Origin of the sequence: Escherichia fergusonii ATCC 35469, from assembly GCF_000026225.1 — a bacterium.
Classification (GTDB): domain Bacteria; phylum Pseudomonadota; class Gammaproteobacteria; order Enterobacterales; family Enterobacteriaceae; genus Escherichia; species Escherichia fergusonii.
In genome coordinates this window covers 707,342-721,198 of record NC_011740.1, presented here as the reverse complement: position 1 = coordinate 721,198, position 13,857 = coordinate 707,342, and the positions used below count along the sequence as shown (strand labels likewise).

Genomic DNA, 13,857 nt, shown 5'->3' with positions numbered 1-13,857 from the left:
GGCCTGGTAATCTGTCTTTTACATCATTTCAATCACATCATCATCGCCAGGCTTGCCACCGCTTAGCGCTTCGTCGAAATAATGTTTCGGAATGGTATAACGCAAGTGATCCAGGGCAAATTGCATACTGCGATTGTCGATCGCATGGCCCAAATCCTCCACGATATCCAGCGTCACATCACCACCGACACTGATTAACGCTTCCTGCGCCGCAACCGCATGCGCCAGATCGATAACCGGATCTTCACCGCCATGGATCAAGTGAATTGTCGTGGCTGTAGACGCGGTTTCCGGCAGGCTGGCGTAACGTCCGTTAAAGGCAATGACGCGCGAGGCAAGACCCGGTTCGGCTTTAATGCTCTCCAGCGCCATAATTGCGCCTTGTGAGAAACCGATTAGCGCCGTGGCGTTAGCCCCTACTCCGCTCTGTTTCTGCCAGTAGCGCACCGTCTCAATAAACGTCGGCATGATGGCATCCACACGCGCCTGGCGATTATCTTCCGTTATGCCCTGCACCGAAAACCACTGGCGCCCCGCCGGATTACCGCTCGGCTCCGCACCACCGATGCTCACCACCAGTGCATCAGGAAACAGCGGCGCAAACCAGCTGCCGATCTCACCCATCGCTACCGGGTTATCCCCGACACCGTGGAAAAGCAGTAACAACTGTTGTGCAGGTTTATCCGGGCTTTGAACAACAAAATGGTCATGTTTCATGGCGAACTCCTTAACTGATGTCATTAATTTTACGCCGCTGACTCACAATGACCATGGGAGAAAATTGAAGGAGTCAGTGAAAAAATTGCCATTGCGTTATGCGATCGCGCAGACGCTCAGTGCAAACATTATCAAGTGCGAACAGCGCCTGCGCGGCCTCTTCTCGCTGACGGGCCAGTAACATCTTGCGGCCTGAAAGTTTAAGTGTGGTACATAACTGCGCGTCACTGGCGTTTTTCTGTAAACGACCACGCAGCGCCGGTAATGCCAGTTCACTGGTTTGTAGCAGACGCGTTAAGCAACCTAACGACGTTAATAGCGGACGATGAGCGAAAGCAAAACCGGCAAGTTCAAGCCAGTCGTCCTCAGAAAGGACGGCATCATTTCGTGGATCGACGGGGAGCGTTTCGCCATTCCACTGCGTGAGAGCATGCGCATCGCGACGTAAACGGTAATGCTCACGTTCAGCCAGCTGTTTACCCGCATCACTCATCGGTAACAGTGCCATCGCCGTATAGCAACCGCTGCTGGCTTCACGATGATTACCCATTCGCACCAGCACAAAACCGCAGCGTTGCCAGAAACGCCATAACTCCGCGGTGTAGCCAAAACTCACCGAAAGATAGTCGAGGTCATGCGTATAGTTTAAAGCACGGGCAATAAGCTGTTGCCCAACGCCTTCACGCTGACGAGCTGGATGAACTGCTATCCTGCTGACCCGCCGTCCGCGCAATGTCGCTGCCAGTGGATTGCTGCCGTGCGCCGCCAGCGACTGGGCTACCAGATTACCCCGCGGGCGACGAAAACCTGCCCATACCGCCTGGCTGAGTTCTTGAGATAATCCGCCCTCATCCACCAGCCACAGCGCCCCGGCGCTCTCGTTTTCACAAGCCGCCTGGAAAAAATGTTGCCCAGGTGCATCCATCATACGGCGTAAATCCAGCGGCGAAGTCCGGTAGTGCGCACCAGACAATAACTGATAAACCTTTAACGGTGTTTCTGACTCACTTCTCCATAACGTCTGTTCAAATGCGGAAATGACGATATTGCCTTGTGGTGTATGGGTGAAGTTTTCATCGTCAAAAACCAGTGCCTCGCTGACCATTTTTTCCAGCGGGCATCCCTGCGCCCAGCGGATCGGCTGTTGCAATTCGAAACGGTGTAAATGCGGAAAGCGAGCGCAAAATTTCAGCAAAAAACCACGTCCAGTGCCTTCGTAGCCCTGCACCGTAGTGGTTAACAACGTTCGAGGAAAACGCGATACCAGTTGATGCAACAACGGCGCAGGTATGGCCGCGGCTTCGTCAACCACCAGCCAGTCGGCTTGTTCATCGCTGGCTAACAAAGCATCCGGCGCAATAAAGCGAAACTTCTCGCCCGCAAATTGTGCCAGTACATCCGTTGCCGCTTTTGCAGGCGCGGTGACAATCGCACTGCCCGCAATACGAGAAATGAGTTGCCCTGCCAGCGCCGACTTACCGCGCCCACGCGCAGCAGTTACCGCTGCCACGCCCGGCGGCATGGTCAGTAGTTGCTGTAAGAGTTGCTGTTGTTCTGGTTGTGGTGCGCCGGTCGCGGGGTGCCAGTCAGTACGGGGAATAAAATGCGTCAACGTGAACGGCTGGTTTTGCCGCCAGAGGATAGCGTCGTGATCCGCCGTAAGTACGCGTTTGAGGTGCCGGACAAAATGCGGCGTCGCAATAGGGTCAGGGCAATCACTCCAGCGCAGCGAGTCGGCATCAGGTTGGTTCTCCCACTCTTCCCATGCAGGGAGTAACAACACCAGCCAGCTTCCCGCTTTCAACGTTCCGCTAAGTGCTGCAAAGGCAGCGGCATCAAAGCCATGGCGGGCGTCGAATACCGCATGCCGGAACTCGCGCCCAAGTAAAGTTTGTAGCGTCGAGGGAGAACAGTAGTTTTCAGCGACTGGCTGCGGCGAAATCCACAGCCAGTCACCAGGTAAGGCATCACGCAACTTAAGCGCATGCTCAAAACACCAACCCTCTTCCCCGCTCAACACCAGCAAGCGGCGGATCCCTTCACGTTTCATTTGCGCTGTTAATGTGTGAAGCGCAGTCAGTTCAGCCATCCCTGCCCCGAAAGTTAAATGCTTTTACCAAAAGTATTGCATTGTGCCGGATCGCCGCTGTCGAAACCACGTTTAAACCAGCTGTAGCGTTGCTGAGAAGTGCCATGAGTGAAACTGTCTGGTACGACTCGCCCCTGACTTTGCTGCTGTAAACGGTCATCGCCGATGGCCTGCGCCGCGTTCAGCGCTTCTTCCAGATCGCCGGTTTCCAGAACGCCTTGCTGCTGCATGCTATGCCCCCAGACACCGGCAAAACAGTCGGCCTGGAGTTCCATACGTACAGATAAGCGGTTCACTTCCGCCTGCGTCGCGTTTTGTTGCAGTTGACGGACTTTCGGCTCGATGCCTAACAGTTTCTGCACATGATGACCGACTTCATGGGCGATAACGTACCCCTGGGCAAAATCGCCATCCGCGCCAAGTTTGTCTTTCATGTCATCATAGAAGGAGAGATCGATATAAACCGTGCCATCCGCCGGGCAATAGAACGGCCCCATTATGGACTGGCCCGCCCCGCAGCCGGTGCGCGTCATTCCACGATACATGACCAGCTTCGGTTGCTGATAGGTCTTACCCATCTTCTCGAACTGCTGTCCCCAGGTGTCTTCGGTGGTTGCCAGAATCACCGAGGTGAATTTTGCGGCTTCGTCTTCATTTGGGCTAATTGACCGCGTTGATTGCTGCTGGGAAACCGGCTGTCCGGTCATCAACCCGGTTAAATCAACGCCATAGTAGCCTGCAACCAGCACGACTATCAGTAAAATCAGCCCGCCTTTACCGCTTGGCAGACGGAAACCGGGACCGCCCATTGACGGACCACCGGAGCTATTGCGCCTGTCTTCAACATTGTCACTTTCACGTCGCCCTTGCCAACGCATAGATACCTCAACAATATATTCATTATAGAAATGATCGTAGGTGGTTCAGAGGAAGATTACCACAGGAAAGCGGGATGAAATGGCGGAGGAATGAGCGTTCAATGCACATCTTATGAGAGCGGTTGTCTTGCCGTGCCAGCAGCACGGCAAGATGATGAATAGAAAAATCAGTCCAGCTGTACACCCAGGCGGCGGGCGACGGCTTCATAGGCCTCGATCAGGCCACCGAGGCTCTGGCGGAAACGGTCTTTGTCCATTTTCTCCAGCGTTTCTTTGTCCCACAGGCGGCTGCCGTCCGGGGAGAACTCATCGCCCAGTACCACTTCACCTTTGTACAGACCAAACTCCAGCTTGAAGTCGACCAGAATCAGACCAGCATCATCGAACAGTTTTTTCAGCACGTCATTCGCTTTGTAGGTCAGCTCTTTCATACGTGCCAGGTTCTCTTTACTTACCCAGCCAAAGGTTTCGCAGTAAGATTCGTTGACCATCGGATCGTGCATGGCATCGTTTTTCAGGAACAGATCGAACAGCGGCGGGTTCAGCTCAATACCTTCTTCGATTCCAAGACGTTTCACCAGAGAGCCAGCAGCACGGTTACGCACGACACACTCAACCGGCACCATATCCAGCTTTTTCACCAGACATTCGGTATCGGAGAGCAGACGCTCCATTTGAGTCGGGATACCCGCTTCAGCCAGTTTGCTCATAATGAAGTAGTTGAACTTGTTGTTCACCATACCTTTGCGATCAAACTGCTCAATGCGCGCGCCATCCCCTGCTGACGTATCATTGCGGAATTCGAGCACCAACAGGTCCGGGTTTTCCGTGCTGTATACGGTTTTCGCTTTACCACGATACAACTCAGCTTGCTTTTGCATCTTTATCACTCCTGGGTGTGAATTAACGTTTTAAAATCTTTTGCTGTCTGATGTGCCAGATGTTTGTCGAATGCGGCGTGAACGCCTTGTCTGACCTGCGTCCGACAAACAAATTTCGTGCGAATTACCGCTAAAATCGCGTTTTTCTGCCGACGCACACGTTTGCGTATCATATCAGAAAAAAGGGCCGGATGACTCCAGCCCTGTATTTTTACTTGCTAAACGCAGCCTGGAAGACAGCTACCAGTGCGTCGTTCTGACTCTGAGTCAGAGTATGACCTTTCGGATCGATGAACTGTAGGCTACTGCGGTTATCTAAATCACCGACCTGCAGTTTGTAGTCGCCAGATGCCAGTTCAGGATCGCGTGCGCCCAGTTCCTGCCAGTCGCTGTCAGACAGTGGCTTGTAAGTCACGGCCAGGCTTCCCTGAGAACGGGTGCTGTCGGTCACTTTCATACCTACTTTCTCCAGCGCTGCCGGGAGACGCTGCCAGACCACATTGAACGGTGCACGCACCACTAACATCGGTAAACCTGTTTCATCGGCGGCGCTTTGCACATCCATCGTGGCAGCAGAGCGATTCTGTGCAGCGTTCGCGGCGTCAGAGGCAGATTTATCCAGCCCGGCGGAGATCACGTTCATCATCTCCGTGCTGTAACGCTGCATGGAAGCCGGATCAGCAACCGGTTTGCCACCTTGCTCAAGATTGAGCAGTTTGACCTGTACCGCTTGCTGATAACCTTGCGGCTGTACCGAGATTTGATAACGGCCACGATACTGCTCGTCTTCATCCAGACGGTTCCAGTCAACCCAGTCGGTGGTCAGGGTCTGGCTGGCATCATCACGTTTGGTGATGGTGTAGTTTTTCGCCTGAATCACACTAACAACTTGCGGCCACAGAGTGGTGCCGCGACCATTTTCGACCAGCAAGGTTGCGGTATCGCCACTGAACTGGGTACGCGTACCACTGGCCAGCGCAAGCGGCTGTGCCGGTGGACGAATATCCAACGCTTTACCAACGGCACCGCTGCCATTAGTCACCGGGATGGTGTAATCGCCCGATGTAACCGGCAAGATCATTCCCGCCGGAGCGTGAAGTTCAGCCAGCGGTGCGGCATCCAGATAGGATTCATCACCGCTTACCTGGCGCTTGTAACGCGAATCCGAGTTACAGGCTGCGAGTAGCAAAACTAGCGATACACCCGCAACCTTCGCCAGGCGCGACTTTTGTACTGAGTAAGCCATCAAATCTCCCTAAACTTTACAGCAAACCGGCATGTTTAAGCGCCGCTCTGACGATCTCTTTACCGTTGTCGGTAATCGGCGTCATCGGCAGGCGCAACGTGTCGGTCGCTACAAGCCCCAACTCCTTACATGCCCATTTCACCGGGATTGGATTGGGTTCGACAAATAGTTTGTTATGCAACGGCATCAGACGCTGGTTAATAACTCGCGCCTCGGCAAATTGCCCTTCTGCTGCCAGTCTGCACATTTCAGCCATGTCACGCGCGGCAACGTTAGCTGTTACAGAGATCACCCCGTGACCACCTAACTGCATAAAGTCCAGGCCGGTGGCGTCATCACCGCTGAGCAGCAGAAAATCGTCTGAAACCAGCTCTTTGATCTGGTGAACACGGCTTAAGTTCCCCGTTGCCTCTTTAATTGCGACAATATTTTTTACTTTCGCCAGGCGACCAACGGTTTCAGGCAGCATATCGCAGCCAGTACGGGACGGTACATTATACAGAATCTGCGGCAGGTCAGTATGTTCAGCGATGGCTTTGAAATGCTGATACAAACCTTCCTGAGTGGGACGGTTATAGTAAGGGGTTACCGTCAGACAACCGACAACACCGCTGTCGTTGAAACGCTGCGTCAGACTGATGGCTTCAGCCGTCGCATTGGCGCCAGTTCCGGCAATCACCGGAATACGCCCGTCCGCCAGCTCCAATGTCATCATCACTACATCGCCATGTTCATCATGACTCAAAGTAGCGGATTCACCAGTAGTGCCAACAGAAACGATCGCCGAAGTACCGCTGGCGACATGATAATCAATCAGTTTTTTCAGGCTCGACCGGCAGACGTTACCTTTATCATCCATCGGTGTAACAAGCGCAACAATACTTCCCGTGAACATGGGGCCATCCTCTGTGCAAACAAGTTTCTCAATGGTACGTTTGGTCTGGCAATAAAAGCAAGTGACGAGAGACCTGTTGCTTGTTGTATGCCAGTTTTTTTTATGCTTTCCTTATGATTACCTCACCTCTCAAAGGAATAACAGGTTTGACACCGTCATCACAACACTACCTCGTTATCACAGCACTGGGGGCCGATCGCCCCGGGATCGTGAATACGATCACACGTCACGTCAGTAGTTGTGGCTGTAATATTGAAGACAGTCGACTGGCGATGCTGGGGGACGAGTTCACCTTTATTATGCTGCTTTCTGGCTCATGGAATGCCATTACCCTTATTGAATCAACCCTGCCGTTGAAAGGCGCAGAGCTGGATCTCCTCATTGTGATGAAGCGAACCTCCGCCAGACCTCGTCCGCCGATGCCCGCTACGGTATGGGTACAGGTTGATGTGCCAGACTCGCCGCATTTAATTGAGCGTTTTACGGCGCTTTTTGACAACCACAAGATGAACATTGCGGAACTGGTTTCACGCACGCAACCAGCTGAAAACGATAATGTTGCACAACTTCATATTCAGATCACCGCGCACAGTCCGGCATCACATGATTCGGTAAATATTGAGCAAGACTTCAAAGCGCTATGTACAGAATTGAATGCACAAGGCAGTATTAGTGTCGTCAATTATTCACATACTGATGAACAGAATGGAGTTAAGTAATGAATCCACTGAAAGCCGGTGACATCGCACCGAAATTTAGCTTGCCGGATCAAGACGGGGAACAAGTAAATTTAACCGACTTCCAGGGACAGCGTGTTCTGGTCTATTTCTACCCGAAAGCCATGACGCCAGGCTGTACCGTACAGGCCTGTGGCCTGCGAGATAACATGGACGAGTTGAAAAAAGTTGGCGTCGATGTGCTGGGTATCAGCACCGATAAGCCAGAAAAACTTTCCCGTTTTGCTGAAAAAGAGTTGCTTAACTTCACGCTTTTGTCTGATGAAGATCACAGCGTTTGTGAGCAGTTTGGCGTCTGGGGCGAGAAGTCATTCATGGGTAAAACTTATGATGGCATCCATCGTATCAGTTTCCTGATCGACGCTGACGGCAAAATTGAACACGTGTTTGATAATTTTAAAACCAGCGATCACCACGACGTTGTGCTCAACTGGATAAAAGAAAACGCCTGATTCCTTTCTCCAGCGCTGATGCCGTGCCGTCAGCGCTCATCCTGCCTTAATGTGATTTAGCTCACAGCTTATAAGTCCCTACGACACTAGTGCCGAATTGCGTATCCCCGAACGTTTATGTCCATCACTTTTGTATTCTCCTCACGTTGAAAATCATATAACAAACTGAAATAAAAGCACTTTTAATGATGGCATCCTTTATGCATAGCAAGGCGTAACGTTTTGTTTTTATTTAAGGAGCCGACATGAACCGCTTTGTAATGGCCGATCCTCAGTGGTGTACAGGATGTAAAACCTGTCTCGCTGCGTGTTCGGACGTACATAAAAAGCAAGGCTTACAGCAACATCCTCGACTCGCCCTGGTTTGCACACCTGAGCAAACTGCGCCTGTTCAGTGCCATCACTGTGAGGATGCGCCCTGTCAGCAGGTCTGCCCGGTTAACGCAATTTCCCGGCATGACGACGCAATCCAGCTCAATGAAACGCTCTGCATTGGCTGCAAACTCTGTGCATTGGTATGTCCGTTTGGCGCGATAACGGCTGCAGGAAGTGGACCAGTGGACGCGCCAGCGTTATATCAGCACCAGGCTGAGGAGCCACTTAACGATATCCCGGAAAGCTCACCGACATTGCATCCCTTATTACGCTGGCAGGTTGGCGTCCAGGCAGTCGCTGTGAAATGTGATCTCTGTTATTTCCTGCCAGAAGGCCCCGCCTGTATTCGAGCTTGTGCCACTAACGCCCTGCAACTCGTCACAGATAAAGTTTTGCATCAGCAAATGAAGCAAAAACAGCATCTTGCCGCCACGTGTCTGGCAGACACAGGGTTGGATTCATTTTCTTCTACTTCGGAGCAAGGCTGATGGACGCTCTGCAATTATTGTTGTGTTCACTGATGCTATATTTCTTTGCCGGAATCGCGTCGCTGTTCCTTTACGACCTGGATCGCATTGCCATAAAAATTTCCGGCATCGCATCCCTGGCCGGTGGACTGGTCGGTATTGTCAGCGCTCTGACGCAGCTGCACTCTGCTATTCCGCTGGTTACAGAATTTATCACGCCATTCCCCTTCGCCACACTCACTATTCGTATGGATAGCCTTTCAGCTTTTATGCTGCTGGTGATTTCCGTACTGGTCGCGGTGTGTGCTCTCTATTCTCTGGCCTATATGCGTGAATATCTTGGTAAAGGAGCGGCAGCAATCGGCTTCTTTATGAATATGTTTATCGCCTCTATGGTGAGTTTGCTGGTGATGGATAACGCCTTCTGGTTCATCGTGTTCTTCGAGATGATGTCTCTTGCCTCCTGGTTTCTGGTTATCGCCGCTCAGGATAAAGAGTCTATCCGCGCCGGGATGCTTTACTTTTTTATTGCCCATGCGGGTTCGGTATTGATCATGATCGCCTTCTTCCTGATGTGGCGTGAGTGTCATAGTCTCGACTTCGCCAGTTTCCGAACGCTACCGCTTTCACCTGGTCTGGCCTCAGCGGTATTTCTGTTGGGTTTCTTCGGGTTTGGCGCCAAAGCCGGGATGCTCCCTTTGCATAGTTGGCTTCCCCTCGCTCACCCTGCAGCTCCGTCACATGCTTCGGCATTAATGTCGGGAGTAATGGTAAAAATTGGGATTTTCGGCATTTTGAAAGTCTCCATCGACTTGCTGGGTAATAGCGGTTTGCAATTGTGGTGGGGCGTGGTGGTGATCATTTTTGGCGCAGTTTCGGCATTATTAGGTGTCCTGTATGCCCTGGCGGAAAATGATATCAAGCGTCTGCTGGCATGGAGTACCGTGGAAAATGTCGGGATAATCCTCCTCGGTGTGGGGGTGAGTATGGTCGGGCTGTCATTACAATTGCCTGTCATCGCCACGGTTGGGTTACTGGCTGCACTGTTTCATCTGCTTAACCACGCCATGTTTAAAGGCTTGCTGTTTCTCGGTGCGGGGGCTGTTATCGGGCGTCTACACACCCGCGATATGGAAAAAATGGGCGCTCTGGCAAAACGGATGCCACGTACCGCAGCTGCTTTTTTGATTGGATGTGTGGCGATTTCCGCCCTGCCGCCATTAAATGGATTTATCAGTGAGTGGTATACCTACCAGTCACTGTTCGCCATGACGCATTTTGATGCGGTCACCCTGCGTTTGCTTGGACCTGTTGCCATTGTGATGCTGGCTGTTACGGGTGCACTGGCAGCGATGTGTTTTGTCAAATTGTATGGCATTAGTTTTTGCGGTGCGCCACGCAGTAGCGCGGCAGAAGAAGCCCACGAAGCCCCCTGGCAGATGACCGTTTCGTTATTGATCCTCGCGGCACTTTGCATTTTGCTCGGGGTTGGTGCTCGTTGGGTTGCACCGCACATCTTGCAGGTGGTGTTCTCATTTACGCACCTCACATCGCTTCCCGTTGCAGAAAGTTTTGCGCTCCTTCCAGGTACCAGTGATGCAACATTACTCACGCCTTCCGCCCTCTTCCTGTTGCTGATTACTGTACCGCTTATTCCGGCGCTCTACTGGTGGCTGACCCGTTCTCATCGTGCGGCATTTCGTCGTAGTGGTGATGCATGGGCCTGTGGTTATGGCTGGGAAAGCGCAATGGCGCCATCAGCCAGCGGTGTTATGCAACCGATGCGTGTGTTTTTCTCTTCACTGTACAGATTGCGTAATCAGCTTGATCCCAGCGCGTCACTTGCCTGTGGTTTACAGCACGTGACAGAGGGAGCACGGCGTACAGAGCCGTTCTGGGACGATTATCTGATTCGCCCCGTAGTAAACGTGATTCAACGTATTGCACTTCGCGTTCAGCAGCTGCAAAGCGGCGATTTCCGCCTCTATTGTCTGTACGTGGTAGTTGCGTTGGTCGTACTGCTCATCGCTATAGCCCTCTGAGGAGATCATCATGGCTAACTTTTATAACGACGGGTGTCTGATCGTTTTTGCGCTACTCCAGGCGTTAATTATGCTGGCGCTGACGCCGTTGTTTACTGGTATTTCCCGCCAGATCCGTGCCTGGATGCATTCTCGTCGTGGGCCAGACATTTGGCAAGATTATCGTGATATCAACAAGTTACTAAAACGCCAGGAAGTTGCTCCGTCCTCCTCAGGTTTAATGTTTCGCCTGATGCCCTGGGTATTACTCAGTAGCATGATGGTCGTTGCCATGACCTTGCCGTTGTTTTTACGAGAATCACCTTTCGCTGGGGGCGGCGACATGATCACGTTGATTTATCTGCTCGCCCTTTATCGTTTCTTTTTTGCCCTTTCCGGGTTGGATACCGGAAGTCCCTTCGCGGGTGTTGGTGCCTCAAGGGAGTTAGCACTGGGCATTTTGGTGGAACCGATTCTGATCCTCGCCCTGTTGGTGCTGGCACTCATTGCCGGTTCCACGCACATCGCCGTGATCAGTCATACGCTGGCAGGCGGTTGGATTTCACCACTGGCAACGTTGCTGGCACTTCTGGCGTGTGTTTTCGCCTGCTTCATTGAAATGGGCAAAATTCCGTTTGATGTTGCCGAAGCTGAGCAGGAGTTACAGGAGGGGCCGCTAACAGAGTATTCCGGTGCCGGGCTGGCACTGGTGAAATGGGGGTTAGGGCTTAAACAGGTGGTGATGGCGGCGCTCGTTGTCTCGCTGTTTGTACCTTTTGGCAACGCCCCGGATAGCGCCCCGGCTGACCTGTTGCTCTCTTTGATTCTCTCTCTGGGCAAGATTCTGCTGGTTTTTATTCTGGCTTCCATTGTGGAGAACTCACTGGCACGTGGACGCTTTTTGCTCACACACCATTTGACCTGGCTCGGTTTTAGTCTCGCCGCGCTGTCGTATGTCTTTTGGTTAACCGGACTGTAGGGAGGCTTGCAGCCAATGGAAAATCTTGCTTTAACCACGCTCTTGCTACCCTTTATTGGCGCCCTGGTTGTTTCGCTAAGCCCGCAACGTCATGCCGCTAAACTCGGTACGCTGTTTGCCTCGCTCACAACGATTTGTTTGATTTCGCTGGAAGCCGCTTTTTATCAGAGCGGAAAAAGTGCGGTCACGCTGCCACTGGCACAGGTTGGTGATGTGGCACTGTTTGGGCTGGTCATTGACAAAGTAAGTAGCCTGGTGTTGTTTGTGGTGGTCTTTCTCGGCCTGCTGGTCACCATTTACTCAACCGGTTATCTGACCGATAAAAACCGTGAACATCCACACCAGGGTAGCAACCGCTATTACGCTTTTTTGCTGGTGTTTATCGGCGCGATGTCAGGTCTGGTACTCTCATCAACAATTCTCGGTCAGTTGCTATTCTTCGAAATTACAGGCGGATGTTCCTGGGCGTTAATTGGTTATTACCAGAGTGACAAAGCACAGCGTTCTGCAATCAAAGCCCTGCTAATGACTCACGTCGGATCACTGGGGCTTTATATCGCCGCTGCGACACTTTTCCTGCACACCGGTACATTTGCACTCGCTGCACTCAGTGATATTCATGGTGATGCTCGTTACCTGGTCTATGGCGGCATTCTCTTTGCCGCATGGGGTAAATCAGCACAGTTACCCCTTCAGGCCTGGCTGCCAGATGCCATGGAAGCCCCCACACCGATCAGTGCTTATCTACATGCTGCTTCAATGGTGAAAGTTGGGGTTTATATCTATGCCCGTGCGATCCTTGATGGCGGCAATATTCCCATTGAAATTGGCATGATTGGTCTGGTGATGGCACTTGCCACCATCATTTACGGGTTCATGATGTATCTGCCGCAACAGGATATGAAACGTCTGCTGGCATGGTCGACAATTACCCAATTAGGCTGGATGTTCTTCGGGCTTTCGCTGTCTATTTTTGGCTCCCCACTGGCGTTTATCGGCAGTATTGCCTACCTCGTTAACCACGCTTTCGCTAAGAGTCTCTTTTTCTTAATCGCAGGGTCGCTCAGTTTTAGCTGTGGTACTCGCATGCTTCCCAAACTGCGTGGTGTTTTGCGGATACTTCCCCTTGCTGGTATTGGATTCTGTGTCGCTGCGCTAGCGATTACAGGTGTTCCGCCATTTAACGGTTTCTTTAGTAAGTATCCGCTGTTTGCCGCCGGCTTTGCGCTTTCCAGTATTTATCCCGCGCTACTCATCGCCATGATTCTGCTGTTAATCGAATCAGTCGCCAGTTTTGGCTGGTTCATTTACTGGTTTGGACGCGTCGTACCAGGGAAGCCCAGTGACGAAGTTGCGCACGCTTCTCCGTTGCCGTTTTCTATGCGTCTGGTGCTGATTGTGCTCATTGTGATGTCGCTTATCTCCAGCGTAATCGCTGCTGTATGGCTTCAGTAAGGAGTTGAAATATGACGGGTATATCAATTGTTAATAACCTGGCAGGACTCATGATGCTGACTTCACTGTTCGTGATCAGCGTGAAAGGCTTTCGCCTTGCCTGTGTCTTTTACGCTTTTCAGTCACTGGTGTTGGTTTCAATTTTCCTGACTCTTGCCCAATTATTTCAGGCAGAGGAACTGCTGATGTGGTCTGGCAGTGCATTTATCACCAAAGTACTCCTCGTGCCGTTAATCATGATCTGGGCTGTACGCAAAATAACGGTCAACAGGAGCGGGAAGGCGTTGTTCAGCCCGGTCATTATGGCGCTACTGGCTGCGCTGATAGTTCTGCTGTGTGCCTTTGTCATCCGCCCGGTGACATTACCCATGGCTATTGGCCTTAAGCCTGCACTGGCTGTAGCACTGGGTCACTTCTTACTGGGCCTGCTGTGCATCATTAGTCAGCGCAATATTCTGCGTCAGGTATTTGGTTACTGCCTGATGGAAAACGGCTCACATCTGGTCCTTGCTCTCCTTGCCTGGCGTGCACCGGAACTGGTGGAAATTGGTATCGCTACTGACGCCATCTTTGCCGTGATTGTGATGGTGCTGCTGGCAAGAAAGATTTGGCGTACGCATGGCACGCTGGATGTGAACACTCTTACTGCGCTGAAAGGATAATGA

Annotated in this window: 13 protein-coding genes; 7 read left to right on the top strand and 6 right to left on the bottom strand. The window is 51.9% G+C overall.

What is annotated here, in order from left to right; translation table 11 throughout:
- Window positions 1-18 precede the first annotated feature (18 nt).
- The 6 genes from ypfH to dapA form a co-directional block, all read right to left on the bottom strand.
- Window positions 19-717: an esterase gene (ypfH, locus tag EFER_RS03625; RefSeq protein ID WP_000679802.1), complete on the bottom strand. Its 699-nt coding sequence runs from the start codon at window positions 715-717 to the stop codon at window positions 19-21.
- A gap of 73 nt (window positions 718-790) precedes the next feature.
- Entirely contained in the window at window positions 791-2,806 is a 2,016-nt protein-coding gene (tmcA, locus tag EFER_RS03620; RefSeq protein WP_000829356.1) for a tRNA cytosine(34) acetyltransferase TmcA, read from the bottom strand.
- Between the two features lie 14 nt (window positions 2,807-2,820).
- Window positions 2,821-3,684 carry a KPN_02809 family neutral zinc metallopeptidase gene (gene ypfJ, locus EFER_RS03615; protein WP_001267498.1) on the bottom strand — a complete coding sequence of 288 codons (864 nt, stop codon included), beginning with the start codon at window positions 3,682-3,684 and terminating at the stop codon, window positions 2,821-2,823.
- Window positions 3,685-3,851: 167 nt separating this feature from the next.
- Window positions 3,852-4,565 (bottom strand): phosphoribosylaminoimidazolesuccinocarboxamide synthase, encoded by a 714-nt coding sequence (gene purC / locus EFER_RS03610; protein ID WP_001295467.1) that lies wholly within the window; start codon window positions 4,563-4,565, stop codon window positions 3,852-3,854.
- A 211-nt stretch (window positions 4,566-4,776) separates the two neighbouring features.
- Entirely contained in the window at window positions 4,777-5,811 is a 1,035-nt protein-coding gene (gene bamC / locus EFER_RS03600) for an outer membrane protein assembly factor BamC (RefSeq protein ID WP_002431657.1), read from the bottom strand.
- 16 nt (window positions 5,812-5,827) lie between these two features.
- Window positions 5,828-6,706: a 4-hydroxy-tetrahydrodipicolinate synthase gene (dapA, locus tag EFER_RS03595; RefSeq protein ID WP_000494011.1), complete on the bottom strand. Its 879-nt coding sequence runs from the start codon at window positions 6,704-6,706 to the stop codon at window positions 5,828-5,830.
- Between the two features lie 146 nt (window positions 6,707-6,852).
- Between dapA and EFER_RS03590 the strand changes: the two genes are divergently transcribed.
- From EFER_RS03590 to hyfE, 7 genes are all read left to right on the top strand, one after another.
- Window positions 6,853-7,425 (top strand): glycine cleavage system transcriptional repressor, encoded by a 573-nt coding sequence (locus EFER_RS03590; protein WP_000189057.1) that lies wholly within the window; start codon window positions 6,853-6,855, stop codon window positions 7,423-7,425.
- Entirely contained in the window at window positions 7,425-7,895 is a 471-nt protein-coding gene (bcp, locus tag EFER_RS03585; protein WP_001068688.1) for a thioredoxin-dependent thiol peroxidase, read from the top strand. Before EFER_RS03590 ends, bcp begins: the two co-directional genes overlap by 1 nt.
- Before the next feature lie 245 nt (window positions 7,896-8,140).
- On the top strand, window positions 8,141-8,758 hold the full coding sequence (locus EFER_RS03580) for a 4Fe-4S dicluster domain-containing protein (RefSeq protein ID WP_001079200.1): 618 nt from the start codon (window positions 8,141-8,143) through the stop codon (window positions 8,756-8,758).
- Complete coding sequence (hyfB, locus tag EFER_RS03575) at window positions 8,758-10,779, top strand: hydrogenase 4 subunit B (protein ID WP_000339437.1); 2,022 nt, start codon at window positions 8,758-8,760, stop codon at window positions 10,777-10,779. The genes EFER_RS03580 and hyfB overlap by 1 nt, the downstream gene beginning before the upstream one ends.
- 10 nt (window positions 10,780-10,789) lie before the next feature.
- Window positions 10,790-11,737 (top strand): respiratory chain complex I subunit 1 family protein, encoded by a 948-nt coding sequence (locus EFER_RS03570; RefSeq protein ID WP_001273428.1) that lies wholly within the window; start codon window positions 10,790-10,792, stop codon window positions 11,735-11,737.
- Window positions 11,738-11,752: 15 nt separating this feature from the next.
- Window positions 11,753-13,192 (top strand): hydrogenase 4 subunit D, encoded by a 1,440-nt coding sequence (locus tag EFER_RS03565; RefSeq protein WP_000429113.1) that lies wholly within the window; start codon window positions 11,753-11,755, stop codon window positions 13,190-13,192.
- Window positions 13,193-13,203: 11 nt separating this feature from the next.
- Entirely contained in the window at window positions 13,204-13,854 is a 651-nt protein-coding gene (gene hyfE, locus EFER_RS03560) for a hydrogenase 4 membrane subunit (RefSeq protein WP_000145804.1), read from the top strand.
- The last annotated feature ends 3 nt before the right edge of the window (window positions 13,855-13,857 follow it).